Origin of the sequence: Micromonospora sp. D93 (assembly GCF_018070365.1) — a bacterium.
In the GTDB taxonomy this organism is placed as follows: Bacteria; Actinomycetota; Actinomycetes; order Mycobacteriales; family Micromonosporaceae; genus Micromonospora; species Micromonospora ureilytica.
This window is the reverse complement of sequence record NZ_JAGPXW010000019.1, coordinates 39,890-65,381: the sequence shown is the minus strand read 5'-3', so window position 1 is coordinate 65,381 and position 25,492 is coordinate 39,890. Positions and strand designations below refer to the sequence as shown.

Below are 25,492 nucleotides of genomic sequence, written 5' to 3'. Positions count from 1 at the left end.
GAGCGACTGTGGACCTGGAAGCAACGCACGAGCTGACCAGGGCGTCGGTGCCGGCTGGTGGGACGACGGAGGTCGCCGACGAGGTGATCGAGAAGATCGTCGTCGCGGCGGCCCGCGCGGTGCCCGGCGTGGCCGACCTGGGCGGGGACGTCGCCCGGTTCTTCAACGCGGTTCTCGACCGGGTCGGGCTGGACCAGGTGGGTGACGCCCGGCGGGGTTGTTCGGCCCACGTGACCGGGGACGCCGCCGTGGTCAACCTGGTGTTGGTGATTGAGGCAGGTCGGCCGGTGCCGGAGATCACCGGTCAGGTACGTGCCCAGGTGACGGAGGCGGTCGAGGCGTACGGGCTGCGGGTCGACGAGGTCAACATCCGGGTCGACGACGTGGCGATGGGCGGGCCCGCGGCGGCTGTTACCTCCCGGTAGGGCGTGACTTAGCGATCGTTCAGGTAGGGGCCTTACACTCGACGTGCAGTCGAGGACCCGAGGAGGAGCCCTGCTCATGGACGCCGACGAGATCGACGCCGGACGGGCGCGCTGGCAGGCCCGGTACGACGCCGCGCGCAAGCGGGACGCGGACTTCACCACGCTCTCCGGGACGCCGGTGGACCCGGTGTACGGACCGCCGGAGGGGGCCACCTATCCGGGCTTCGAACGGATCGGCTGGCCGGGCGAGTATCCGTACACCAGGGGTTTGTATCCGACCGGCTACCGCGGGCGGACCTGGACGATCCGGCAGTTCGCCGGCTTCGGCAACGCCCAGCAGACCAACGAGCGCTACAAGATGATCCTCGGCGCCGGAGGCGGCGGCCTCTCGGTGGCGTTCGACATGCCGACCCTGATGGGTCGCGACTCGGACGACCCGCAGGCGCTCGGCGAGGTGGGCCACTGCGGCGTGGCCATCGACACCGCCACCGACATGCAGGCGCTCTTCGACGGCATCGACCTGGCCGGCGTCACCACCTCGATGACCATCTCCGGCCCGGCCGTGCCGGTGTTCTGCATGTACCTGGTCGCCGCCGAGCGGCAGGGCGCCGACCTGTCCAAGCTGGACGGCACCCTGCAGACCGACATCTTCAAGGAGTACATCGCGCAGAAGGAGTGGCTCTTCGACCCGGAGCCGCACCTGCGCCTGATCGGCGACCTGATGGAGTACTGCGCCCGGGAGATCCCGCGCTACAAGCCGCTGTCGGTCTCCGGCTACCACATCCGCGAGGCCGGGTCGACCGCGGCGCAGGAGCTGGCGTACACCCTGGCGGACGGTTTCGGCTACGTCGAGCTGGGGCTTTCGCGTGGGCTGGACGTGAACGTCTTCGCGCCGGGGCTGAGCTTCTTCTTCGACTCGCACCTCGACTTCTTCGAGGAGATCGCCAAGTTCCGGGCCGCCCGCCGGATCTGGGCCCGCTGGCTGCGCGACGTCTACGGCGCGACCAGCGAGAAGGCACTGTGGCTGCGGTTCCACACGCAGACCGCCGGGGTGTCGCTGACCGCGCAGCAGCCGGTCAACAACGTGGTACGCACCGCGGTCGAGGCCCTCGCGGCGGTGCTCGGCGGCACGAACTCGCTGCACACCAACGCGCTGGACGAGACCCTGGCGCTGCCCACCGACGAGTCGGCCGAGATCGCCCTGCGTACCCAGCAGGTGCTGATGGAGGAGACCGGCGTGGTGAACGTGGCCGACCCGCTCGGCGGCTCCTGGTACGTCGAGGCGCTGACCGACAAGATCGAGGCCGAGGCGGAGGAGATCTTCGCCCGGATCCGGCAGCTCGGCGGGGACGGACCGCACCAGATCGGCCCGATGACCTCGGGCATCCTGCGCGGTATCGAGGACGGCTGGTTCACCGGTCACATCGCCGAGTCGGCCTTCGTCTACCAGCAGGCCCTCGAGAAGGGCGACAAGAAGATCGTCGGGGTCAACTGCCACACCGGCACCGTCGCCAAGGAACTGGAGATCCTGCGCATCTCGCACGAGGTGGAGCTGGAGCAGCGCCGGGTGCTCGCCGACCGCAAGAGCGCCAGGGACGAGTCGGCGGTCCGCGCCGCGGTGACCCGGATGATCGAGGCGAGCCGCACCGACGAGAACATGATCCCCGCCATGCTCGACGCGGTCCGCGCCGAGGCGACCCTGGGCGAGATCTGCGACGCCCTGCGCGCCGAGTGGGGCACCTACCGAGAGCCAGCCCGCTTCTAACCCCACCCCCACCCCCACCCCGTCGATCTTGCAGTTTGTGCGACGACATAAGGCGTAAATGTGGCGTACCGGCGACAGAATGTGCAAGATCGCGGGGGGTGGGGGCGGGGCGTGAGAGTCGCAACGTCGGGGTTGCGGGTGAGCTGAGATCGGGGGCTCACGTGCGAGACTAGGTAACCATGAGCGACCCACGGATCACCTCGTCGATCTTCACCCGCGGCGCGGTCGACCTCAGCACGCTGCGTGGCCCCGCACCAGCCGCTACCCGCCCCGGCACGCCCCCGCAGGGCGGCCCGTCCAACGGCGCCCCCGGCGCGCCCACCGCCGGCGGTGACACCGCCATCGTGGACGTCACCGAGGCGACCATCCAGTCCGACGTGCTCGAACGCTCGATGGCCACGCCCGTCGTCGTGTTCTTCGGCGCGGCCGGCTTCCCGGAGAGCGACGAGTTCGCCCCGGTTCTGGAGCGGCTGAACGCTGAGGACGGCGGCACCTGGGTTCTGGCCCGGGTCGACGTGCAGGAAAATCCCCGCATCGCGCAGATGTTCCGGGTTCAGGGCATTCCCATGGTCTACGCGGTCGTCGGCGGCCAGCCGGTCGACGCCTTCTCCGGAGTGGTGCCCGAGGCGCAGCTGCGGCAGTGGCTCCAGGCCGTGCTCAAGGCCGGCGGCGTGGCCGTCGCCGAGCCGGAGGACCCCCGCCTCGACGAGGCGGACGACGCGCTGATGAGCGGCGATCTGGACGCCGCCGAGCAGGCGTACCGGAAGATCCTCGCCGACGCCCCGCCGGACGCCGCGGCCACGGCGGGGCTGGCCCAGGTCGGGGTGGCCCGCCGGGTTGCCGGCGCCGACCCGTCCACCGCGCTGGCCGCCGCCGAGAGCGCCCCCGACGATGTCGACGCCCAACTGCTGGCCGCCGACATCGAGGTGCTCAGCGGCCTGGCCGAGCAGGCGTACGCGCGGCTCGTCGGTCTGGTCCGGCGCACCTCCGGTGAGGATCGCGAGACGGTACGCCAGCACCTGGTCTCGCTCTTCTCCATCGCCGGCCCGGACGACCCGGCTGTCGCCTCGGCGCGTCGGGCCCTGGCCAGCGCCCTGTTCTGAGTTCGTAGCACGCCAGCGCGGGCCGGCGTTCCGGCCGGCCCGCCCGACCACCGAGGACGGGAGCTCATGATGCGCCGGATCGCCGTCCTCGACGCGCCGACAAATCTCGGTCTGCGGCCGCCGACGCCCACGTCGGTCCCGGGTTGCGCCAAGGCGCCCGGGGCGCTGCGCGACCACGACCTGCTGGCCCGGCTCCGCGCCCGCGACGCCGGCTGCGTCACCCCCGCCCGGTACGACCCGGGCGACTGGCGGCCCGGCGACGGGGTGTGCCACGCCAGAGAGATCGCCGACTACTCGCTGGCCCTCGCCGAACGCATCGGCTCGATCATCGACCGGGGCGAGTTCCCGGTGGTGCTGGGTGGCGACTGCTCCGTGCTGCTCGGCTCGGCCCTGGCCATGCACCGCCTCGGTGAGGCCGTCGGCGGGCGGATCGGGCTCGTCTTCGTCGACGGGCACTCCGACTTCCGGCACCCCGGCAACGCCTCCTACGTCGGGGCTGCCGCCGGTGAGGACCTGGCCCTGGTCACCGGGCGCGGGCAGGCCGACCTGGCCGCGCTGGAGGGTCGCCGGCCCTACTTCCGCGACATCGACGTGGTGGTGCTCGGCATCCGCGCACAGGACGAATACCGGCTCGACCTCCAGGCCGCCGGGATCACCACCCGACCGGTGCCGGCGCTCCGTGCCGAAGGCGCCGCCCGGACGGCCCAGTGGGCGCACGAACAGCTCGCCGACTGCGCGGGCTACTGGGTGCACATCGACGTGGACGTCCTCGACCCCGCGGTGATGCCGGCCGTGGACGCCCCCGACCCGGGTGGAATCGCCTTCGCCGAGCTGGAGATCCTGCTCGCCGGCCTGGTCGACACCCCGCACTGCCTCGGCGTGGAGCTGACCGTCTTCGACCCCGACTACGACCCGGACGGCTCGTACGCGGCCGAGATCGTCAACACCGTGGTCGCCGGTCTGGCGCCGGTGAGCGCTCCGGAAGCCGTACCACCCCGACTGCTGTCGGCCCGGCCGACGCCCTCCCCCCGGCGCGGTAACGGCCGGGCCCCGGCCGCCACCGAACGACCCGACCGCTCCCAGCGGCTCGACGGGCTGGATCGTGCCGAGCGCCGCGAGCAGCGCGATGGGCTCGACGGGCTGGACCGTGGCGAGCGGTTCGATGGGCTCGATGACGCCGAGCGGCTGGATGCGATGCCGAGCGCGACCGATGGCGAGGAGTCGTTCGTCGACGTTCCCCCGTGGGACCCGTCCGTCGACGCAGGTTCGCTCGCGGAGGCCGGATCCTCCGATGTCGGGTCTGCCGGCGTGGGTTCTTCCGACGGCCGTCCCCTGCTGGGCGTGGTGCCCCGCGACAACGTCGCCGAGACCGAGCCAGCCGTCACCAACGGTCAGGCCCGCTCCGAGCAGTCGGGCGTCGCGGCGGACATCGCGGCCACTGTCGAGCGGGAGCCGGTCGGACCGCCCGCGTCGGCCGGCCCGGGCCTGCTCCGGCGACCCTCCCTGCCGGCGCAGAACCCCACGGACCACCGCAAAGCCGACACGGCCTGACCCATCTCGCCGCGCTGATGTCAGGAAGGCGGGAGGGCGCGGAGGAAGCGCTCGGCGATCGGGACGGCCGAGGCGGTGCTGGCCCCGCCCTTCTCCACGAAGACGGCGAACGCCACATCGCCCCGCCAGCCGACGAACCAGGCGTGGGTGTGTGCCGGGTTGTCGTCGTACTCGGCGGTGCCGGTCTTGCCGTACACCTCGCCCGGAACGTCCTTGAGCGCGCTGCCGGTGCCGGTGGTGACCACCTCGCGCATCATCGTGCGCAGCGCCGCCACGGACTCCGGCTTGAGCTGCTCGCCCGCCGGGGCCGGCTTGGCCGGCGCCGGGTCGGTCAGTAGCTTCGGCTGCTCGAAGCGGCCACGGGCGACGGCGGCGGTGGCACCGGCCATGGCCAGCGGGCTGACCAGCGTGGTGCCCTGCCCGAACGACGCCGCGGCCTGCTCGGCCAGGCTGCCGCCCGTCGAGACCTTGCCGGTGAAGGCGTCAGTGCCGAGGTCCCATTGACCCTCCAGGCCCAGCGAGCGGCCGGCCGCGGCCAGCCCGTCACCGCCGAGCTTCGGCGCCAGCGAGGCGAACGCGGTGTTGCAGGACTTGGCGAAGTCGGTGCGGAACGGCACCGAACCGAGTTCGAAGTTGTCCGAGTTCTTGAAGGACCTGCCGTCCACGGTGAAGGTCTTCTTGCAGTCCACCGGCCCGTCCAGGGTGACCGCGCCCCGGTCCAGGAGGCCCAGGGTGCTGACCATCTTGAACGTGGAACCCGGAGGCACCTGGGCGTCGAAGGCCAGATTCTCCCCGGCCGGGCCGGGGCCGTTCGCCGCGGCGAGCACGGCGCCGTCGCTGATCCGGAGCGCCACCACCGCGGACCGGCGCGACTCGGCGCGCAGTGCCCCGTCGGCCGCGTTCTGGACAGCGACGTCCAGCGTGGTCTTCAACGCCTGGCCGGGCTGCGGCTCCCGGCGGAACAGTTCGGTGCCGGTCGGCTCGAGTTTGCCGCCCTCGGCCGGCCGCTCGACCACCACTGTCAGCCCGGGGCCGCCGCGCAGTCGCTCGTCGTAGCGGCCCTGCAGCCCGCCGTGGCCGACCAGGTCGCCGACGACGTACCGGTCGGGGTGTGCGGCGATGTCGTCGGCCTGCGCCGGGTCGACCGAGCCGAGCAGCGCACGGGCGAACTCGCGGGTCGGCGCCAGGTCGATCTTGTCGGAGACGAACTTGGTGCCGGGCAGGTCGTAGATCCGGGGTTTGATCTGCCGGTACGCCTCCTCGCGGAGCGACACCACCTCGACGAAGGCACCCGGCTCGGCCTTGGTCACCCGCTCGGGCAGGTCGGCCAGGTCGACGCCGGGGACCAACGCCGGGCGGATGGCCTTGAACGCCGCGTCGAGGTCCTTGACGAGCTTCTTGAGGTCGGTGACCCCGTTGGGCTGCACACCCACCCGGACCACCGGGCGCGGGGTCACGAGCGGCTTCCCGGCGTTGTCCAGCACCCCGGCGCGGGCGCCGGCGTCGCGGCGCAGCGCCAACCGGTCACCCTTGGCGAGCTGCTCGTGCACCACCTTCGGCTCCCAGATCACCTGCCACTGGTCGTCGCCGCCGTGCGCGAGCCGCACCTCCCGGTCGTACGCCCAGCGGGTCTGACCGGGCAGGGTCCACTCCACCTGGACGGTAGTGGTCGCGATGTCCTTCGTGATCTTCGGCTCGCCGCGACGCGTCAACGTCGGCGGGGTGGCCGCCAGCTCACCGGAGAGGTCCTTGATCTCGCGAGCCACGTCGGCCGACGGCAGTTTCGAGCCGAGCGGGTCGATCAGACCGACCGACTGGAGGTCACCGCTGCGCCAGCCCGCGAGGAAGGCGTCGACGCTGCGTTGCGGCCCGTCGTCGGCCGAGCAACCGACCAGGACGCCCGCCGCGAGAAGCGTCGTGCTGACGGCGGCGGCCACGCGGCGGGCAAGGTTCGGCCGGTGGGGCCGGGGGTACGACAAGGGCATGAAGCTGGTCCTTCCGATCTCGGACTGCCCCCGCACGGTAGTACGCGAACGCCGTCCCCAACGTCCCCCAGGTGCGTGGCCGCGCTCAAAGACGGGCCAGGCCGGTGTGATGAACATCGCGTGGCGGGGTATCCCGCAGCCGGCCAACCTCGGACCCGCAACGGGTGAAAGGACAAAGTCCCGATCCGGACGTCTGGCCAGTGGTCCGCCGACGAAGGCGCACAACGGCAGGGCCTAGGCTGGGCGGCAGAGTGACCCACAACGCGGTGGGTCGAGGGGAGTGGCACCGATGGACCGGCGTCCGGCGATCAAACCGGAACCCGACCTCCGGCAGGATGACTCCGGCCGGGACGACGACAGCTTCGATTCGGCGACCGACGGGGACGGCTACGGCCGGCTCGACACGGGCGTCACGGGGCTGACCGGGTCGAGCATCGACACCATCTACGATCTGGGCCTGCCGACTGAGGCGTTGGCCGACGACGTGGAGGACGCCGAGCTCGACGAACCCGTCCCCAACGCGGAGCGCCTGGTGGCCCAGGCCGTCGCGCTCGCGGGGGACGACCATGACGCGGCGACACTTGTCGGCCGTTTCTGGCGGTTCGCCCCGGACGAGGAGCTGGTCGGCTTCACGGCGGAGGAGATGCTCGACGCGGCCCGGGCACACCGGGACCTCGCCCAGCAACGGGTGCCCGGCGAGTTGAAGCTGCGGATCCACGAACCGCACGCGGACCAGCACCACACGGTCGTCGAGATCGTGACGGACGACATGCCGTTCCTGGTCGACTCGGTGACGGCGCTGCTCAACTCGTACCACCTCGACGTGCACCTGTTGGTGCACCCGCTGGTGGTGGTGCGGCGTGAGCCGCTGGGCCGGCTCACCGAGGTCTCCGCGGATGTGGAACCGGACGACGCGATCTCCGGCGACATCATCGAGAGCTGGATGCGGATCGAGATCGACCCGGTCCGGGACGCGGCCGAGCGGGACCGGCTGCGCGGCGAGTTGCAGCGGGTGCTCACCGACGTGCGGGAGGCGGTGGAGGACTGGCCGAAGATGCGTCAGCGTGCCCTCGCGCTCGCCGACGAGCTGGCCTCGGCCCGTACCTCCGACAACCGCCCACCGGTGCCGGAGAAGGACATCACCGACTCGGTGGAGCTGCTGCGCTGGCTCGCCCAGGATCACTTCACCTTCCTCGGTTACCGCGAGTACCGGCTGGTGGACGCCACCGGCGGCGACGCCGCCGATCCGGTCGACGGCAAGGCGTTGGAGGCGGTGCTCGGCACCGGTCTGGGCATCCTGCGCTCCGACTCGCCGGACGCGCGGTCGCTGTCCTCGATGACGCCCGAAGCGCACGAGAAGGTGCTGGAGAAGCGCCTGCTCATCATCACCAAGGCCAACTCCCGTGCCACAGTGCACCGCTCGGCGTACCTGGACTACATCGGCTTCAAGATTTTCAACTCCGCCGGTGACGTGATCGGTGAGCGGCGTTTCCTGGGCCTGTTCTCGACGGCCGCCTACCGGACCAGCGTCCGCGAGCTGCCGGTGGTACGCCGCAAGGTGGCCGAGGTGCTGGACCGCTCCGGCCTGAGCCAGCGCAGCCACTCGGGCAAGGACCTGATCCAGATCCTGGAGACCTACCCGCGCGACGAGCTGTTCCAGATCAAGACCGACGACCTGTACCACGCGGTGGTCGGCGTGCTGCGGATGGCCGGACGCCGGCAGCTGCGGGTCTTCCTGCGTCGGGACGCGTACGGGCGGTTCATCTCCTGCCTGATCTACCTGCCCCGGGACCGGTTCACCACGCAGAACCGGCTACGCATGCAGGACATCCTGCTGCGTGAGCTGAACGGCGTCGGGGTGGATTACACGACCCGGGTCACCGAGTCGATGCTGGCGCGGGTGCACTTCATCGTCCGTACCGACCCGACGCGGCCGCCCGGCGACATCGACGCCGACCTGCTGGCCGAGGAGTTGGCCGACGCCACCCGGCTCTGGGACGACGACTACCGGTTGGTGCTGGAACGCAAGCTCGGCGACGAGCAGGCCAAGCACCTGTTCACCAGGTACGCCGACGCGTTCCCGGAGGGCTACAAGGACGGGCACACGCCGTACGAGGCGATGAAGGACCTGGCGAAGCTGGAGCTGCTGGAGGAGCCCGGCCAGCTGGAGATGCACCTGTTCCGCAAGCAGTTGGCGCCCCGGCCCGGCACCCGGGTTCCTGGTGGGGACCTCGCCGAGGCGATGGACGTCCGGTTCAAGGTCTACCGGTACGGCGAGCCGATGATGCTCTCCGCGGTGCTGCCGGTGCTGCACTCGCTCGGCGTACGGGTGGTCGACGAGCACCCGTATGAGGTGGACCGGATCGACGGCCGGGTCTACCTGTACGACTTCGGCCTCATGCTGCCCGAGGGGCATCACGAGCTGGCCGAGGTGCGCCCGCACGTGGAGAACGCCTTCGCGGCGGCCTGGCGCGGCGAGGCCGAGGTGGACCGGTTCAACGAGCTGGTGCTACGCGGCGGGCTGACCTGGCGGCAGGTGGTGGTGCTGCGCGCGTACGCGAAGTATCTGCGGCAGGCCGGCACGGTCTTCTCGCAGGACTACATGGAGCAGACCTTCGTCGCGTACCCGAAGCTCGCCGCGTTGCTGGTGGAACTCTTCGAGACCCGGTTCGCGCCGGGCGAGTCGAGCACCGAGCAGCGGCAGCAGCGCAGCGGTGAGCTGGTGGAGACGATCCGGGGCGCGCTGGACGACGTGGCGAGCCTCGACCAGGATCGGATCCTGCGCTCGTACCTGACGCTGATCGAGGCGACCCTGCGGACCAGCTTCTACCAGAAGCGCGCCGATGGGCGGCCGAAGGCGTACGTGGCGTTCAAGCTCGACCCGCAGGCCATCCCGGACCTGCCGGCGCCGCGACCGAAGTTCGAGATCTTCGTCTACTCGCCCCGGTTCGAGGGTGTGCACCTGCGGTTCGGGCCGGTGGCCCGGGGCGGGTTGCGCTGGTCCGACCGTCGGGAGGACTTCCGTACCGAGGTGCTGGGCCTGGTCAAGGCGCAGATGGTGAAGAACACCGTGATCGTGCCGGTCGGCGCCAAGGGCGGCTTCGTGTTGAAGCAGAAGCCGGGCGACCGGGACGAGGCGGTCGCCTGCTACCAGGAGTTCGTCGGCGCGATGCTGGACGTCACCGACAACATCGTCAGCGGGCAGATCGTGCCGCCCGAGGACGTGGTCCGACACGACGACGACGACCCGTACCTGGTGGTGGCGGCCGACAAGGGCACCGCCACGTTCTCCGACATCGCCAACGAGATCTCCAAGGCCCACAACTTCTGGATGGGCGACGCGTTCGCGTCCGGCGGGTCCGCCGGCTACGACCACAAGAAGATGGGCATCACCGCCCGCGGCGCCTGGGAGTCGGTCAAGCGGCACTTCCGGGAGCTGGGCCTGGACACCCAGGCCCAGGACTTCACAGTGGTCGGCGTCGGTGACATGTCCGGCGACGTGTTCGGCAACGGGATGCTGCTCTCCGAGCACATCCGGCTGGTGGCCGCCTTCGACCACCGGCACATCTTCCTCGACCCGGAGCCGGACGCCGCCACCTCGTACGCGGAGCGCCGACGGCTGTTCGACCTGTCCCGTTCCTCCTGGGAGGACTACAACCCGGAGCTGATCTCGGCAGGTGGGGGCATCTTCGCGCGTACCGCGAAGTCCATCCCGATCACGCCGCAGGTCCGGGCGGCGATCGGCCTGGACGACGACGTCACGCAGATGTCGCCGCAGGACCTGATGAAGGCGATCGTCACCGCCCCGGTGGACCTGTTCTGGAACGGCGGCATCGGCACCTACGTCAAGGCCTCCACCCAGACCAACGCCGAGGTGGGCGACAAGTCCAACGACGCGATCCGGGTGGACGGGCGCAGCCTGCGCTGCCGGGTGGCGGGCGAGGGCGGCAACCTGGGCTGGACCCAGCTCGGCCGGATCGAGTACGCGTTGACCGGTGGCCGGATCTACACGGACTTCATCGACAACGCGGCCGGGGTGGACACCTCCGACCACGAGGTGAACATCAAGATCCTACTCAACACGGCGGTGGCCGACGGGGAGCTGACCACGGCGGACCGGGACGAGCTGCTGGCCGGGATGACCGACGAGGTCGCGGAGCTGGTGCTGCGGGACAACTACGACCAGGCTCGGGCGATCAACAACGCCCAGGCCCAGGCCGCCTCGCTGCTCCCGGTGCACCGCCGGATGATCAACGAGCTGGAGCGTTCGGGCGGGTTGGACCGGGCGCTGGAGGCGCTGCCGCCGGACGAGGAGTTGGCGGTCCGCAGCGAATCCGGGCTGACCGCGCCGGAGTTCGCTGTGCTGCTCGCGTACGTGAAGATCGTCCTGGAGCGGGAGATCCTCACCGAGGGGTTGGCCGACGAGGAGTGGACGACCGACGTCCTGGTCAACTACTTCCCGACGCCGATGCGCGAACGGTTCGCCGACCGGATGGGCCGGCACCGCCTGCGCCGGGACATCGTCACGACAGTGCTGGTCAACGAGGCGATCAACCGGGGTGGCATCTCGTTCATCTTCCGGGTGGTCGAGGAGACGGCGGCCAGCGCGGCAGACGTGATCCGGGCGTACGTGGTGGTCAGCGAGGTGTTCGGCCTGCGTGACCTGTGGGACGCGGTCGAGGCGTTGGACAACAAGGTGGCGCCGGAGCTGCAGACCAGCGTCTACCTGGACACCCGCCGGCTGCTCGACCGGGCGGTGCGGTGGCTGGTCTCCAACCGGCGCTCGCCGATCGACGTGCCGGCCGAGATCGCCCGGCTGCGGGACGGCGTCACCCGGCTGCTGCCCGGGCTGGAAGACCTGTTCTACGGCAACGAGCGCCAGGGCATCGCCGCGCACATGGACTCGATGACCGAGCGTGGGCTGCCCCGCGAGCTGGCCGAGCGGGCGACCCGCCTGATGTACAGCTTCGGCCTGATGGACGTGGTGGAGACCGCGAACGCCAGCGGGCGGGACGTCAGCGAGGTGGCCTCGGTCTACTTCGTGCTGTCCGACCTGTTCCGGGTGGACTCGCTGCTGTCGAAGATCTCCCTGCTGCCGCGGGAGGACCGCTGGCAGACGCTGGCCCGGATGGCGCTGCGGTACGACCTGTACGCCGCGCTGGCCGCGCTCACCGCGGAGGTGCTCGACTCCACCCCGGGCGACCTGCCGCCGCACGAGCGGGTGCAGCAGTGGGAGCAGTCGAACGCCACGTCCATCCACCGCGCCCGGCGGGCGATGGGGGAGTTCGACGAGTCGCGGGCGGATCTCGCCGCCCTGTCGGTGCTGCTGCGCCAGATCCGCACCCTGGTACGGACCTCCGCGGCCGCCTGAGTCAGGTACGCCGGACCGCGTTTCGTTCGTCGCGGGTCACGCCGCCAGGGTGGCGAAGACGACGATGTTGTCCGGGTAGCTCTTCGCGGCCGCGTCGAACTGACCACCGCAGGTGACCACCCGCAGGCTGGGCCTGTCGCTCGGCCCGTACACCAACTCGGTGGGGAAGGCCGTCTTCGGGTACGACTTCACCGAGTCGACAGTGAAGGTGGCCGGCACTCCGTCGGCGCGGCGCAGGGTGACGGTGTCGCCGGGGGTGAGAGCGCCGAGGTCGAAGAAGACGGCCGGGCCGAGCGCCGCCGAGTCCACGTGCCCGACGATGACCGCGTTGCCTGTCTCACCGGGGCTCGCACCGGGCTCGTACCACCCGGCCTGGTCGGCCTTGTCCAGCGGAGGGACCTGGACGGTGCCGTCCGGGTTGGTGCCCAACGACATGATCGGCGCGTCGACACCGATCCGGGGAATCTCGATGCTGGTTGGCGCCGAACGGGCGAGCCCCGCCGGCGCGTCCCCGACCGGCTGCCCGTCGGCCGGCGGGGCGTCGTCGGCGGTGCTCGCCGGCGCGGTCGCCTCGGGACCGGCCTGAGCCAACGGCTGCGGCGGTCGGGGAGCGGGCGTGTCCTTCAGACTGGCGCCGATCATCCCGGCGCCGATCATGGCCATGGTGACGACGACGGCCGTGCCGGCGGCACGCCACGGTCTCCCGCGACGGCCGCCGGCCGGTGTCGTCGTCACGTCAGACGAGCGAACCATCGGTCCGCCGACGACGCATCAGTACGATCCCGCCCAGCGCGGCAGCGCCGAGCAGGCCCGCCCCGCCGGTGGCCAGACCCCGGTCGGTGCCGGTGCTGACGCCGCCGTCACCACCGTCGACACCGCCGTGCGGCAGCACGACGAGCTCGCCCTCGCCGCACGAGCCCTTGAGCTCGTAGCGACCCGGCTTGGCGTCCTTGTCGACCTTGGCCTCGCCGTAGTAGACGAACTCGCGCTCCTTCTCCCAGCCCTTGTCGGAGCCGTTTTCGGAGCCGTGTTCGTCCTTGTTCTCCCAGCCCTTGTCGGAGCCGTACTCGGAGCCGTGTTCGTCCTTGGACTCCCAGCCCTTGTCCGAGCCGTTTTCGGAGCCGTGTTCGTCCTTGTTCTCCCAGCCCTTGTCGGAGCCGTACTCGGAGCCGTGCTCGTCCTTGGACTCCCAGCCCTTGTCCGAGCCGTTTTCGGAGCCGTGCTCGTCCTTGGACTCCCAGCCCTTGTCCGAGCCGTTTTCGGAGCCGTGTTCGTCCTTGGACTCCCAGCCCTTGTCGGAGCCGTACTCGGAGCCGTGTTCGTCCTTGTTCTCCCAGCCCTTGTCGGAGCCGTACTCGGAGCCGTGCTCGTCCTTGGACTCCCAGCCCTTGTCCGAGCCGTGCTCGTCCTTGGACTCCCAGTCCTTCTTGTCACGGCTGTCTTCGGCGTCCTGGCCGTGCTCCTCGCCGTTCCAGTCCTTGCTGTCCTCGTCGCCGTAGGCGTCGGCAGCAGCGCCGCCACCCTGGCCGCCCTTGTCGTCCTTGCCCTTGTCGTCCTTGCCCTTGTCGTCCTTGCCTTCGTGGTCCTTGCCCTTGTCGTCCTTGCCGTTCTCGTCCTTGCCCTCGTGGTCCTTGCCGTTCTCGTCCTTGCCGTTCTCGTCCTTGCCGTTCTCGTCCTTGCCCTTGTCGTGGTCGGAGGAGTTCTCCTCCTCGCGCCACTCGCGGTCCTCACCCCGGTCTTCATGCGCCGGCTTGAGCTTGACCTTGCCGGTGACCTTGGACCACACGTACGCGTGCTCCTGCCGATCCGGGCAGATCTCGAGGAGCTTGACCTCGTCGCCGGCCTTCACGACGTGCGGCTTGGCGTAGACCTTGCCGTCGTCGTGGCCGTCGGCGAACGCGATCCCCGGTGCGAACACCAGGAGCGACGCGCCGCCGAGCGCGGCGCCCGCAACGACCTTCCCGAGCATCTTCTTAGCCATGACTCGCGTCACTCCATCCCTGTTGTCCTGAGCCCGGCGACAACCGAGCTAAGACCGACGTTAGACGGTTTCATGACTTATGAAGTGAAAGATTCGCGTTTTAACCTTTGATCCAAGTAAGGAGTGAAGGGGTGCTACGCGGCGTTCGCCGCGCTGAGTGCCGTCTCGGGCGGCGGGGGATCGTCTGGGTATGCCACGGCGTTCTGCGCTTGCCGCGCCCGGCCGACCTCGGTGCTCCGGTAGCGGCGGCTCCGAGCGGCGCGCGCCGCTCGGTCCGACTCGGGGGTATCGTCCGAAACGGCTCCGGCAACGCATCGAGCCATTGCCATGGAAGCGCTCCCATGCAAGAATCGGCGAACGCGGTTCAGAGAGCCACACCGTGCAGGCAGGGAAGTCGAGGGCACCGGTTCACCGGGCGACATACCCGCCGTCGATCGACCGGCCGACGCATCGGCCGGGCACCATCACCACCATCGCCCGTCCGGGTCGGGCGCCCCCCAAAGAATCCCGTGGCGCCGACGGCCGTCCGTGCAGGACGCCCATCGGGCCGTCCCGCCGGGCCGTACGTGGGCCCGGTCTCGCCCAAGGAGATCAGTGGCATGAATGTGTGGAGAAGGCTAACCGGCCCACGCCGGGCCCTCGCGCTCGCCGGCGCGGGTGCCCTGGTCGCCGGTGGGCTCGTAACGATTCCGGTCACCGCGGCGCAGGCCGCGACGCAGTGCGACATCGCGTACACGAGCAACGACTGGCCCGGTGGTTTCACCGCGAGCATCACCATCAAGAACGTCGGCGACGCGCTGAACGGCTGGACGCTGGGCTGGACCTTCGCCAACTCCAGCCAGCGGGTGCAGCAGGGTTGGTCGGCCACGTTCACCCAGTCCGGCAGCCAGGTCACCGCCCGGAGTCTGTCCTACAACGGCACCCTGGCCACCGGCGCGTCGACGAGCATCGGCTTCAACGGCGCGTGGAGCGGCAGCAACCCGAAGCCGACCTCGTTCACCCTGAACGGCGTGGCCTGTAACGGTGGCACCACGCCGCCGACCACTCCGCCGCCGACCACTCCGCCGCCCACCACCCCGCCACCCACCACGCCCCCGCCCACGACGCCTCCGCCGACCACGCCTCCGCCCGGCACCAAGGTCGACAACCCGTACGCCGGGGTGCGCGGTTACGTGAACCCGGAGTGGAAGGCCAAGGCGGACGCCGAGGCCGGCGGTAGCCGGGTCTCCAGCAACCCCACCGCCGTCTGGTTGGACCGGATCGCCGCGATCAACGGCACGCCGGACAGCAGCTCCAATGGTGCCTTCGGGGTGCGGGACCACCTGGACGAGGCGCTGCGCCAGGGCGCCGGCTACATCCAGTTCGTGATCTACAACCTGCCCGGCCGGGACTGCGCGGCGCTCGCCTCCAATGGCGAGTTGGGCCCGAACGAGCTGCCCAAGTACAAGTCCGACTACATCGACCCGATCGCCGCGATTCAGGGTGAGTCAAAGTACAGCAGCCTGCGGATCATCAACGTGATCGAGATCGACTCGCTGCCGAACCTGGTCACCAACACCTCCGGCCAGGCCGGCGGCACGGCGATGTGTGACACGGTCAAGGCCAACGGCGCCTACGTCAACGGTGTCGGCTACGCCCTCGCCAAGCTGGGCGCGATCGGCAACGTCTACAACTACGTTGACGCTGGCCACCACGGTTGGCTCGGCTGGGACAGCAACTTCGGCCCGACCGCCGACATCCTGAAGAGCGCCGCAGTGGCCTCTGGCAGCACTGTCAACAACGTGCACGGGTTCATCGTCAACACCGCGAACTACTCGGCGCTGCGCGAGCCGTACTTCAAGGTCACCGACAATGTGAACGGCACGTCGGTGCGGCAGTCCAAGTGGGTCGACTGGAACTTCTACGTCGACGAGCTGTCCTTCGCCCAGGCGTTCCGCACGAAGCTGGTCTCGGTCGGCTTCAACTCCAACATCGGCATGCTGATCGACACGTCCCGCAACGGCTGGGGCGGCTCCGCGCGACCCACCGGGCCGGGCGCCACGACCACCGTGGACACGTACGTCAACGGGGGCCGCGTCGACCGCCGGGTTCACCTCGGCAACTGGTGCAACCAGGCCGGCGCCGGTCTCGGCGAGCGGCCCCGGGCCAACCCGGAGCCGGGCATCGACGCCTACGTCTGGGTGAAGCCCCCGGGTGAGTCGGACGGCTCCAGCAAGGAGATCCCGAACAACGAGGGCAAGGGCTTCGACCGGATGTGCGACCCGACGTACGGCGGTAACGCCCGCAACGGCAACAGCGCATCGGGTGCGCTCGCCAACGCGCCGATCTCCGGTGCGTGGTTCTCCGCCCAGTTCCAGGAGCTCATGCGCAACGCGTACCCGGCGCTCTGATCGGGTAGCTCACGCACCAACCCGCTGCCAGTGGTTGGTGAGGCACTGTTGGCAGCAGGTTCCCCCGGGTCCCCGGCTCGACCGTCACAGGTCGGGTCGGGGACCCCCCTTTGCGGACGCGATCAGGGCACAGTGCGTTCGATCGCCGCCCGGCCCTGCTCGGCGAGGTCACGACGGGCCTTGTCCAGGTTCTCCGGTGTCAGGTCCTGGCCGCGGGCCATCACCAGGTCCTCCGGCTCCCAGGGCTGTTCCCCCCCGGTGCGGATGTTGTCCCCGCCGGCACCGGTGCCCGTCCCGGTCGCCCCGGTGCCGGCAGCGTACGGGTCGCCGATCAGCTCGTCGGTGTCCGGCGCGAGGTCGGCCGGTCGGCTGCGGGGTTCGGCGAAGCCCGGCGTGTCCCGGTCCGGGCCACCTCCGGTCCGCAGCTGCGGCACGGTGGCGTCATCATCCACCGCCGAGGCCACCTCGGGGCTGTCCTCCAACGGCGGTTGGCGATCGCGATCGGTCATGGTGCTGCCTCCTGTGTCCGACACGGTGCCTGATTTTCCTCCCGTACCCCTTTGTGCCGCGCTCATGCCGCACGGCCCGGCGGTCAGGCCGGGCCGTGCTCATGCCGTGGGGTCGGGCCGGGCGGCCGGCGGTCAGGCGTCGGGTTGCTGCTCGTTCGGGGCCGGCGCCTCGGCTGGGCGCAGCCACTGCCAGAGCAGCATGAGCAGACCGAACACGAGCATCGCCAGCCCGGCCCACAGGTTGATCCGGACGCCTTCGGCCTTGTCGATCTCGGCCCGGCTGTCGAAGATGCCGATCAACGTCACGATGATCCCGTACGCGACGAAGAGGCCACCGATCACCCGGCGGATGTCGAACAGCCGGGCCGCGACGGAGCGCCGCTGCTCCGCCTGCGTGTCGTCGATCAGCGGGTCCTGTGCCGGCTGGCCATCGTTGCTCATCTGCCGACCCCTTTCCTTAGAAGACCGGGATGTAGAAGAGGGCGGCCAGCGCGACCGCGATCAGACCGAGCAGCACGGGGGAGCGGTACCAGACGGCGTCCCCGGCGAGCACGTCGCCCTTCAGGTCGACGCCGCCCATGCCGTACACCAGCCCGCGCAACTCCTCGTCCCGCTTGGGTGAGGTGAGCGGGGTGACGATCGCGGCGACCACCACCGCCGTGACGAACGCCAGACCGGCACCCCAGAAGCTCTCCTCCAGGTCGGAGTTGAAATCGACCACACCGCCCTTGTAGAGCAGATAGAGGCTCAGCGACACCAGGGTGCCCAGCAGCAGTGACCAGAAGCCGGCCAGGGCGCTCATCCGCTTCCAGAACATGCCGATGATGAAGGTGGCGAACAGCGGCGCGTTGAAGACGGAGAAGAGCGCCTGGATGTAGTTCATGATGTTGCTGAACCCGGCCGCGATGAACGCGGTGCCGATCCCGATCACCACGGCGGCGACCGTCGCCCACCGGCCGACCCGCAGGTAGTACTCGTCCGACCGGTCACGGCGGACGTACGCCTGCCAGATGTCGTAGGTGAAGACGGTGTTGAAGCCGCTCACGTTGGCCGCCATGCCGGCCATGAACGAGGCGAGCAGGCCGGTGACCGCCACCCCGAGCACGCCGTTCGGGAGCAGGTCGCGCATCAGCAGCGGGATGGCGTTGTTGTACTGCAGGTCGCCGCTCTCCGCGCCGAGGCCCTTCACCGTGACCAGGGCCACCAGGCCGGGGATGATCGTGACCAGGGGAATGAACAACTTCGGGTACGCGGCGATGATCGGCGTACGCCGGGCGGCGCTCATGTTCTTGGCCGACAGGGCCCGCTGCACCTCGGCGAAGTTCGTCGTCCAGTAGCCGAACGACAGCACGAAGCCGAGGCCGAAGACGATGCCGATCCAGTGCGCACCCAGCGGGTTGGCGGTGCTGCCGGTGTCCTGCCACGCGTGCAGGCCCGCCTCGCCGAGTTTGGTGTCGCCGACCGCGTCCATCAGGCCGTTCCATCCGCCGACCTTGACCAGGCCGATCACGGTGACCGGGATGAGGCCGGCGAGGATGACGAAGAACTGAAGCACCTCGTTGTAGATCGCCCCGGACAGGCCGCCGATGGTGATGTACGCCAGCACGATCGCCGCGCCGACCACGATCGCGGTCCAGAGCGGCCAGCCGAGCAGCGCCTGCATGACGAGGGCCAGCGCGTAGAGGTTCACGCCGGCGATCAGCACCTGGGCGACGGCGAAGCTGAGCGCGTTGAGCAGGTGGGTGGGGCGGTTGAACCGCAGCCGCAGGTACTCCGGCACGCTGCGGACCTTGGAGCCGTAGTAGAAGGGCATCATCACGATGCCCAGGAACACCATCGCGGGGACCGCGCCGATCCAGTAGTAGTGGACCGTCATCACGCCGTACTGGGCCCCGTTCGCGGCCATTCCGATGATCTCCAAGGCGCCCAGGTTCGCCGAGACGAAGGCGAGACCGGTCACCCAGGCCGGCAGGGAGCGGCCGGAGAGGAAGAAGTCGACGCTGGTCCGGATCGCCCGGCGCGCGGCGAAACCGACCCCGAGGACGGTGACGAAGTACAGCGCCAGAATCAGGTAGTCCAGGCCGTTCATGTTGAGCCGAAGACCGTCGCCGTCCATCCCGTCACCCCTCGTCCCGACGTCCGCGCTGGTTGGTGCGCGCGCCCTATTACCCAGTCCGAGCGGTTTCACTCCCGAAGGTAGGGACCGTCGTGTTCGGCCCCGGTCGGGCGTTCTCGCACGAGCCGGCCGTACCCGTCGGCCCACAAGAAGGCGCCCCGGCCGTGACGGCCGGGGCGCCAGTTGTCGGTCGGGTTACTCAGCGACCGAGCACGCGGTCCAGGAAGTCCCGGTAGTTGCGGACGGCCATCCGCAGCTGCTCGGTGTCGGCCGAACCGGCGTCCTGCCACCCGCCCAGCGTGGTCTTCTGCGCGGCCAGCGCCGAGGAGAGGGCCTGGATGGCCTCCTCCACCAGCGACTGCGCCTCGCCGGCAGCGGCCTGCGGGTCGTCGACGAAACGCAGCTGCACGTCCCGCCAGCGCTCCCGGAAGCCCTGTGCGGTGTCCGTGTCGAGGAGCGTGGCCGGCTCGGCCGCGACTGTCGACCCGGCGGGCAGGGATCTTCCGGCGGACTCCAGCGTGGGGCTGGTGTCGTCGCCGGGGACCGGTTCGCCGTCCGCGTCCGGGTCGATCATCTCCGGTGTCGCACTGCCGTAGCCGGCCGCACCCGCCGTGGCGGCGTCCCGGTCGCCGGTCAGATCGCTGCGCCGCTCGGGGGCGCCGTCCGTACTCCCCGGCGGGACGACGGTCCGCGCGGACGTCTCCGCGTCCGTGCGGTCGTCGAGGTCCGTGCGGTCATTGAGGTCCGTGCGGTCGTCGACGTCCGCGCTGTCGTCGTCGACGTCCGTGTCGCGGCGGTGCAGCTCGGCGGTGGGGTCGGCCCGCAGGCCTTCCCGCTCGCCGTCCTCGGCGCCGTCGCCCGGCTGGGCGGTCCGCTCGGCCCGGGGGTCCGGCTGATCCTGCGGGCGTGGGCTGGCCAGCGCGGAGGCGGCCACCGCGTCGGCGACCGTGGTGGCCCCGAACGTGGTCGGCAGCGGTCCCGGCTCGTGGAAACCGCCGTCGTCGGTGGTCCGGTCGTCGCGCCGGTGGCGCGGGTCGGAGTCGTCGGTCAGCTCGTCGTCGGCCCTGTCGTACGCGGCGTCCCGGTCGGTGTCGTCGGTCCGCTCGTGACCGGTGGTCTGGTTGTCGAAGGTGCCCCGGTCGTCGAGGGCGTCCTCAGGGACGTCGGAGCGGCCGGCCCGGTCGTCGGCCGGGGGTACCGGCACGGGCGCGGACCGGACAGCCTCCGGGTGGTCGTTGCTCACCTGCTGCTCTTCCTGGCGCATGGGTGGCCTCCTCAGCGGCTCGTGGCGTCGTGGTCCGGGTGGTGGCGCTGTTCGGGCGTGCGGTGGCCGACCGGCTCCTCGCCCAGCAGGTCGGCGAAGAGTGCGCGGTAGTGCACGACCGCCTGCCGCAGCTCCTCGGTGTTGGCCTCGCCCCGGGAGTTGCGTAGGTGGATCTCGTGCGCGTCCCGGTAGTTGGTCAGCGTGCGGGCGTGCTCGACGGAGAGGTGGGCGATCTGGTCGGAGAAGTCGCCGGTCGGGTAGCCCTGCTCCTCGATGAGCCGAGTGACCAGTTCGTCCGCGTCACCCACGGTCTCGCCGGGGGAGTCGATGAAGCGGACCTGGAGTTCCTCCCAGGCGGCGGCGTACCGGGCCCGGGACTCCGGGTTCAGCGGGGTGAGCGTGAGTTCGGCGTGCCGGCGTTCCCGGTCGCGCAGTTCGCGCTCGGCGGCGGACCGGCTGTCCTGTTCCGCCACCACCCGGTCGTACTCCGGCCCGAACCGGTTGCGCAGCGAGCGACGGCTGTTGAGCGAGCGGGCGGCCACGGCCAACGCCGCGACGATCACCAGCACGACGAGCACGATGACGATTATCTGCGTGGGCGACATGGGCTCCTCCTTCGTCTTCTGGTATTCCCTCCGCGCAGTGATCGCCAATCCCGATTCGAGGCACTTTCCTGATGAGGGCCACAACCGCTCGGCTGGCAAACTTGACTCATTCCAGAAATGGGTGGGGCGATACTTCCTGGAGAAGAGAAGATCAGTCATTTCGACCGGGAGCGGATCCCGGAGCGGGTGGTGCATGCGCGCGGTTTCGTCGCACACGGCGAGTTCGAGGCGTACGGGACGATCGGCGACGAGCCGGCCGCGACGTACATCCGGGCCAAGCTGTTCCAGGTCAAGGGCAGGAAGACTCCGGTGAGCCTGCAACCTGTTGGGTCAGTGCGACAAGCACATCCAGCAGGAGATGGTCTGGCACTTCAGCCAGTGCGACGACGCCTACGGTCGGCGGGTCGCCGAGGGCCTCGGCATCGCCGACCACGCCTGATCCCGACCGTTGGTCGCCGGCTCCGCCGTTCCCACCCGCCGCACATCCCGGAGCGTCGATGTTGGGGCGACGGGCGGTAGTGCAACGGCCCTCGATTACGTATCCTGCCCAAGGCGCCCGCGCCGGTGCCCGGCGATGCGGCCGGGCGCGCAGTCGGCCGGCGCGTTGCCCGGCAGTGCCGGCACCCCTCCTGCCACCCCTGTACGGGCGAGGTCTGATGAGAACCCGCGACTGGCCGATCCGCTCGAAGCTGACCGCGTTGGTCGTCGCGCCGGTGACCGCGCTCCTGGCACTGTGGATCTTCGCGACCACCCTGACCTTCGGTCCCGCCCTGAACCTGCTCTCCGCCCGCACCCTGTTGTACGACCTGGGCCGCCCCGGCGAGACCGTGGTCACCGAGCTGCAACGGGAACGCCGGCTCTCGGCTGTGCAGCTCGCCGGCAGCACCGAGCTGCCCGCACTCGCCGAGCAGCGCGGGCGCACCGACCGGGCCGTCGCCGAACTACGCCGCCGGGTGGACGGGGAGCCCCTGCGCGACGCCGCGGACGACCTGCTGGAATCCCGGGTCGACCAGCTGGTCAACGCCCTGGCGGCGCTACCCAGCGGGCGGAAGTTCATCGACGACCGCAAAGTGGACCGGGCCGGCGCGATCGGCCTGTACAGCGGCATGGTCTCCGCGGCCTTCCAGGCGTTCGCCGGCATGGCGACCCTGACCGACCCGGACATCAACCGGCAGGCACTGGCGCTCACCGCGCTGGGACGCTCCCGGGAACTGCTCGGCCAGAGCGACGCGCTGCTGGCCGGCGCGCTGACCGCCGGACGGTTCGCCGAGGGGGAACACACCCAACTCGTACAGGCCATCGGCAACCAACGGTGGCTCACCGAAAGCGCCCTGGCCGACCTGCCCGAGAGTGGCCGGGCCGCGTACCAGCGGTTGACCGAGGGTGAGGCGTTCACCCGGCTGCGCACGATGCAGGACGCGTTGGTCGTACCCAACCGGTCCGGCCGCCCCGCGGTCGACGCGGCGGCCTGGCAGGCCAGCCAGGACGCGGTGCAGCAGCAGTTGCGGGACTTCGAGCTGTCCGAGGCCGACGCCCTCACCGACCGTTCGGTGCCGATGGCGGTCCGCATTCTGGTGCGGCTGGCCGCCGCCGGCGTGCTCGGACTCATCGCCGTGGTCGTCTCGGTGCTGGTGGCGCTGCGCGTCGGCCGGACCCTGGTCCGGCGGCTCAGCGGCGTCCGCACCGCCGCGCTGGAGCTGGCCGAGCATCGGCTGCCCGACGTGGTGACCCGGCTGCGTCGTGGCGAGCAGGTCGACGTCGCCCGGGAGGCGCCGCCGCTGGAGTACGGCCACGACGAGATCGGCGAGGTCGGGCGCGCCTTCACCGAGGTGCAGCGCACCGCCGTCCAGGCCGCGGTGGACGAGGTCACCCTGCGTCGCGGGCTCAACGAGGTCTTCCTCAACATCGCCCGACGGAGCCAGAGCCTGGTGCACCGTCAGCTGCACCTGCTGGACCGGATGGAGCGGCGTAGCGAGGACCCGGACGAGCTGGCCGAGCTGTTCCAGGTCGACCACCTGGCCACCCGGCTCCGCCGGCACGCCGAGGACCTGGTCATCCTCGCCGGCTCCGCACCCGGCCGGGGTTGGCGAAACCCGGTCGCGATGGTCGACCTGATCCGCGGCGCGATCTCCGAGGTCGAGGCGTACGAACGGGTGGACGTCACCGCCGTGCAGCCGGCCGGTGTCCTCGGGCGGGCGGTCGGCGACGTCATCCACCTGCTCGCCGAGCTGGTCGAGAACGCCACAGCCTTCTCCCCGCCGGACACCCGGGTCACCGTCAGCGGGGCGCAGGTGGCCAACGGGTACGCCCTGGAGATCACCGATCAGGGGCTGGGCATGTCCGACGTGGCGTTGGAGACCGCCAACACCCGGCTGGCCAGCTCGCCCGAGTTCGACCCGGCGCAGAGCGCCCGGCTCGGCCTGTTCGTGGTGGCCCGGTTGGCGGCCCGGCACGGCGTACGGGTGGGGTTGCGCCCCTCCGGGGAGGGCGGCGTGACCGCCGTGGTGCTGATACCCGGCGACCTGGTCACCACCGAGCCGCCGGCCGGCCCCGACCCGGCCACGCTCGGCGCCGCGTCGGCAGACCCGAGCCGGCGGCTGGCTCGGACGGCACGCAGGGGCGCTGTGACCCGCCCCCGTACCCGCCCGCCGACCGCCCCGTCCGCCAGCACGGCCCCGCCCGCCCCGCCCACCGGAGCGCCGACCTTGGCCCCTCCGCCTGTCGATGGGCGGGAGGAGGGGGCGGCGCCCTCCGACGAGCCGGGGGACGAGCTGGATGGCCTGCCCCGCCGGGTGCGACGTCGTACCCCCGCCGCCCAACCCCGGTCGACAGTCACCGATACGCCGTCGCCCCGATCCCCGGAGGAGGTCCGCCAGGTGATGGCTGCGCTGCAGGCCGGCACGGCGCGCGGACGCGCCACCGCCATCACCCCGCCGGCACCGCCGGGGACCGCCGGCCCGGCGGCACCGACCGGCCCGGCGGTCCCCACCGATCCGCCGACGATCCCTGAACCCCCGACCGTGACTGAGAGGGACGCCTAGTGCCGCATTCGACGAAGCAGAGCGCCGGCCTCGACTGGTTGCTCGACGAACTGGTGCAACGGGTACCGGCCGCCCGGGAGGCGGTGGTGCTCTCCGCCGACGGCCTGCTGCTCGGCTGCTCGGCCGAGTTGGAGCGCTCCGACGCCGAGCACCTCTGTGCGCTCGCCGCCGGCTTCTCCAGCCTCGCCCGGGGCGCCAGCCGGCACGTGGACGGCGGCCCGGTCCGGCAGACAGTGGTGGAGATGGAGGCGGCGTACCTCTTCGTCACCGCTGCCGGGCAGGGTGCCTGCCTGGCCGTCGTGAGCGACGCCGACGCGGACATCGGGCTGGTCGCGTACGAGATGGCGATGCTGGTGATCCGGGTGGGGGAGAGCCTCGCCGCGCCGGCCCGACCGGCGGCGGGTGCCGGAGATGCGGACTGAGCCGCCCGGGCCGCAGCACGAGTGGCTGGACGCCGCAGCCGGCCCGGTGATGCGCCCGTACACGCTCACCGGAGGCCGCGTACGCTCCGCCGTCGACAATTTCAACCTGGTCGCGTTCGTGTTGGCCGGCTCGGACGTCGACGCGGCGAGCCAGTCGCGCCTGCCGCCGGAGCACCGACGGCTGGTCGCGTTGGCCCACCGGCCGGTGTCGGTAGCCGAATTGGCAGCCGAGTTGGACCTCGCGGTCGGCGTGGTCCGGGTACTGCTCGGTGATCTCCTCACCCAGGGCCTGATCGCGGTGCACGAGCCGCCGACCGCCGGCATCCTTCCCGACGACGACATCCTCAAGGCGGTGGTCAGTGGACTCCGTGCGCTATGACCAGGTGGGCACCAGCACCAGCATCCCGCTGGCACTGAAGATCCTCATCGCGGGAGGCTTCGGGGCTGGCAAGACGACCTTGGTGAGCGCCCTGAGCGAGGTCCGACCGTTGCAGACCGAGGAGGTCCTCACCGGTGCCGGGATCGGCACCGACGACATCTCCGGCGTGGAGGGCAAGTCCACCACCACTGTGGCGATGGACTTCGGCCGGATCACCATCAACGACGACCTTCAGGTCTACCTGTTCGGCACGCCGGGTCAGGACCGGTTCTGGTTCCTCTGGGACGAGTTGGCCTTCGGCGCGCTCGGCGCGGTGGTGCTCGCCGACACCCGGAGGCTGGCCGACTGCTTCCCCTCCATCGACTATTTCGAGCAGCGCGGCATCCCGTTCGTGGTGGGCGTGAACTGCTTCGACGACTCCCGCCGGTTCAACCTGGAGACCGTACGCCGAGCGCTGGACCTGGACCCGGACGTGCCGATGGTGCTCTGCGACGCCCGGGACCGGCAGTCCGGGAAGATGGTGTTGATCTCTCTGGTGGAGCACGTCGCCCGACAGCGCGGCGAGCCGGTGCCGGCGGCCTGAGA

Annotated in this window: 18 protein-coding genes and 2 pseudogenes; 12 read left to right on the top strand and 8 right to left on the bottom strand. The window is 70.8% G+C overall.

Annotated features, from left to right (window positions below; all coding sequences use genetic code 11):
- Positions 1 to 8: 8 nt before the first annotated feature.
- The 4 genes and pseudogenes from KBX71_RS21020 to KBX71_RS21005 form a co-directional block, all read left to right on the top strand.
- Positions 9 to 425: an Asp23/Gls24 family envelope stress response protein gene (locus KBX71_RS21020; RefSeq protein WP_210819695.1), complete on the top strand. Its 417-nt coding sequence runs from the start codon at positions 9 to 11 to the stop codon at positions 423 to 425.
- Positions 426 to 501: 76 nt separating this feature from the next.
- The gene (locus KBX71_RS21015; protein WP_196929768.1) at positions 502 to 2,190 is read left to right on the top strand and encodes a methylmalonyl-CoA mutase; all 1,689 of its coding nucleotides are present in this window, start codon (positions 502 to 504) and stop codon (positions 2,188 to 2,190) included.
- Between the two features lie 179 nt (positions 2,191 to 2,369).
- On the top strand, positions 2,370 to 3,293 hold the full coding sequence (locus tag KBX71_RS21010; protein ID WP_210819694.1) for a tetratricopeptide repeat protein: 924 nt from the start codon (positions 2,370 to 2,372) through the stop codon (positions 3,291 to 3,293).
- Between the two features lie 66 nt (positions 3,294 to 3,359).
- A pseudogene (locus tag KBX71_RS21005) lies at positions 3,360 to 4,326 on the top strand (arginase family protein); the annotation flags it as partial.
- Positions 4,327 to 4,864: 538 nt separating this feature from the next.
- Here KBX71_RS21005 and KBX71_RS21000 read toward each other — a convergent pair.
- On the bottom strand, positions 4,865 to 6,829 hold the full coding sequence (locus KBX71_RS21000; protein ID WP_210819692.1) for a penicillin-binding transpeptidase domain-containing protein: 1,965 nt from the start codon (positions 6,827 to 6,829) through the stop codon (positions 4,865 to 4,867).
- 289 nt (positions 6,830 to 7,118) lie between these two features.
- Between KBX71_RS21000 and KBX71_RS20995 the strand changes: the two genes are divergently transcribed.
- The gene (locus KBX71_RS20995; RefSeq protein ID WP_210819691.1) at positions 7,119 to 12,200 is read left to right on the top strand and encodes an NAD-glutamate dehydrogenase; all 5,082 of its coding nucleotides are present in this window, start codon (positions 7,119 to 7,121) and stop codon (positions 12,198 to 12,200) included.
- A gap of 36 nt (positions 12,201 to 12,236) precedes the next feature.
- On the opposite strand, the gene KBX71_RS20990 is transcribed toward KBX71_RS20995, so the two are convergent.
- Complete coding sequence (locus KBX71_RS20990; RefSeq protein WP_210819690.1) at positions 12,237 to 12,935, bottom strand: class F sortase; 699 nt, start codon at positions 12,933 to 12,935, stop codon at positions 12,237 to 12,239.
- Position 12,936: 1 nt separating this feature from the next.
- Positions 12,937 to 14,181 (bottom strand): hypothetical protein, encoded by a 1,245-nt coding sequence (locus KBX71_RS20985; RefSeq protein ID WP_210819689.1) that lies wholly within the window; start codon positions 14,179 to 14,181, stop codon positions 12,937 to 12,939.
- 599 nt (positions 14,182 to 14,780) lie between these two features.
- Between KBX71_RS20985 and KBX71_RS20980 the strand changes: the two genes are divergently transcribed.
- A complete protein-coding gene (locus KBX71_RS20980) occupies positions 14,781 to 16,571 on the top strand; it encodes a glycoside hydrolase family 6 protein (RefSeq protein WP_210819688.1) in 1,791 nt (596 codons plus the stop codon).
- 122 nt (positions 16,572 to 16,693) lie between these two features.
- Here KBX71_RS20980 and KBX71_RS20975 read toward each other — a convergent pair whose 3' ends face one another.
- The 5 genes from KBX71_RS20975 to KBX71_RS20955 form a co-directional block, all read right to left on the bottom strand.
- Positions 16,694 to 17,080, bottom strand: a complete 387-nt coding sequence (locus KBX71_RS20975; protein WP_124816101.1) for a hypothetical protein — start codon at positions 17,078 to 17,080, stop codon at positions 16,694 to 16,696.
- A gap of 132 nt (positions 17,081 to 17,212) precedes the next feature.
- Complete coding sequence (locus KBX71_RS20970) at positions 17,213 to 17,521, bottom strand: hypothetical protein (protein ID WP_210819687.1); 309 nt, start codon at positions 17,519 to 17,521, stop codon at positions 17,213 to 17,215.
- 16 nt (positions 17,522 to 17,537) lie between these two features.
- Complete coding sequence (locus KBX71_RS20965) at positions 17,538 to 19,196, bottom strand: sodium:solute symporter family protein (RefSeq protein ID WP_124816098.1); 1,659 nt, start codon at positions 19,194 to 19,196, stop codon at positions 17,538 to 17,540.
- A gap of 199 nt (positions 19,197 to 19,395) precedes the next feature.
- Positions 19,396 to 20,460, bottom strand: coding sequence for a hypothetical protein (locus KBX71_RS34855; RefSeq protein ID WP_210819686.1), 1,065 nt, complete (start codon positions 20,458 to 20,460; stop codon positions 19,396 to 19,398).
- An 11-nt stretch (positions 20,461 to 20,471) separates the two neighbouring features.
- Positions 20,472 to 21,065, bottom strand: a complete 594-nt coding sequence (locus KBX71_RS20955) for a hypothetical protein (RefSeq protein WP_210819685.1) — start codon at positions 21,063 to 21,065, stop codon at positions 20,472 to 20,474.
- Between the two features lie 144 nt (positions 21,066 to 21,209).
- On the opposite strand from KBX71_RS20955, the pseudogene KBX71_RS20950 reads away from it, so the two are divergent.
- From KBX71_RS20950 to KBX71_RS20925, 6 genes and pseudogenes are all read left to right on the top strand, one after another.
- Positions 21,210 to 21,374, top strand: a pseudogene (locus KBX71_RS20950) (catalase); the annotation flags it as partial.
- 16 nt (positions 21,375 to 21,390) lie between these two features.
- Complete coding sequence (locus KBX71_RS20945) at positions 21,391 to 21,504, top strand: catalase-related domain-containing protein (RefSeq protein WP_247683847.1); 114 nt, start codon at positions 21,391 to 21,393, stop codon at positions 21,502 to 21,504.
- Between the two features lie 217 nt (positions 21,505 to 21,721).
- Positions 21,722 to 24,106 (top strand): nitrate- and nitrite sensing domain-containing protein, encoded by a 2,385-nt coding sequence (locus KBX71_RS20940; protein ID WP_210819684.1) that lies wholly within the window; start codon positions 21,722 to 21,724, stop codon positions 24,104 to 24,106.
- Positions 24,106 to 24,528: a roadblock/LC7 domain-containing protein gene (locus tag KBX71_RS20935; RefSeq protein WP_124821675.1), complete on the top strand. Its 423-nt coding sequence runs from the start codon at positions 24,106 to 24,108 to the stop codon at positions 24,526 to 24,528. The genes KBX71_RS20940 and KBX71_RS20935 overlap by 1 nt, the downstream gene beginning before the upstream one ends.
- Positions 24,518 to 24,907: a DUF742 domain-containing protein gene (locus KBX71_RS20930; protein ID WP_124821676.1), complete on the top strand. Its 390-nt coding sequence runs from the start codon at positions 24,518 to 24,520 to the stop codon at positions 24,905 to 24,907. The genes KBX71_RS20935 and KBX71_RS20930 overlap by 11 nt, the downstream gene beginning before the upstream one ends.
- Complete coding sequence (locus tag KBX71_RS20925) at positions 24,888 to 25,490, top strand: ATP/GTP-binding protein (protein ID WP_210819683.1); 603 nt, start codon at positions 24,888 to 24,890, stop codon at positions 25,488 to 25,490. The genes KBX71_RS20930 and KBX71_RS20925 overlap by 20 nt, the downstream gene beginning before the upstream one ends.
- Positions 25,491 to 25,492 lie beyond the last annotated feature (2 nt).

What these genes read in the sequence shown, in the direction of transcription:
- KBX71_RS20965 (WP_124816098.1), bottom strand. Translation starts at nt 19,196, where the DNA reads ATGGACGGCGACGGTCTTCGGCTCAACATGAACGGCCTGGACTACCTG.
- KBX71_RS20930 (WP_124821676.1), top strand. Translation starts at nt 24,518, where the DNA reads ATGCGGACTGAGCCGCCCGGGCCGCAGCACGAGTGGCTGGACGCCGCA.
- KBX71_RS20955 (WP_210819685.1), bottom strand. Translation starts at nt 21,065, where the DNA reads ATGTCGCCCACGCAGATAATCGTCATCGTGCTCGTCGTGCTGGTGATC.
- KBX71_RS20980 (WP_210819688.1), top strand. Translation starts at nt 14,781, where the DNA reads ATGAATGTGTGGAGAAGGCTAACCGGCCCACGCCGGGCCCTCGCGCTC.
- KBX71_RS21010 (WP_210819694.1), top strand. Translation starts at nt 2,370, where the DNA reads ATGAGCGACCCACGGATCACCTCGTCGATCTTCACCCGCGGCGCGGTC.
- KBX71_RS34855 (WP_210819686.1), bottom strand. Translation starts at nt 20,460, where the DNA reads ATGCGCCAGGAAGAGCAGCAGGTGAGCAACGACCACCCGGAGGCTGTC.
- KBX71_RS20970 (WP_210819687.1), bottom strand. Translation starts at nt 17,521, where the DNA reads ATGAGCAACGATGGCCAGCCGGCACAGGACCCGCTGATCGACGACACG.
- KBX71_RS21000 (WP_210819692.1), bottom strand. Translation starts at nt 6,829, where the DNA reads ATGCCCTTGTCGTACCCCCGGCCCCACCGGCCGAACCTTGCCCGCCGC.
- KBX71_RS20995 (WP_210819691.1), top strand. Translation starts at nt 7,119, where the DNA reads ATGGACCGGCGTCCGGCGATCAAACCGGAACCCGACCTCCGGCAGGAT.
- KBX71_RS20975 (WP_124816101.1), bottom strand. Translation starts at nt 17,080, where the DNA reads ATGACCGATCGCGATCGCCAACCGCCGTTGGAGGACAGCCCCGAGGTG.
- KBX71_RS20940 (WP_210819684.1), top strand. Translation starts at nt 21,722, where the DNA reads ATGAGAACCCGCGACTGGCCGATCCGCTCGAAGCTGACCGCGTTGGTC.
- KBX71_RS21015 (WP_196929768.1), top strand. Translation starts at nt 502, where the DNA reads ATGGACGCCGACGAGATCGACGCCGGACGGGCGCGCTGGCAGGCCCGG.
- KBX71_RS20985 (WP_210819689.1), bottom strand. Translation starts at nt 14,181, where the DNA reads ATGGCTAAGAAGATGCTCGGGAAGGTCGTTGCGGGCGCCGCGCTCGGC.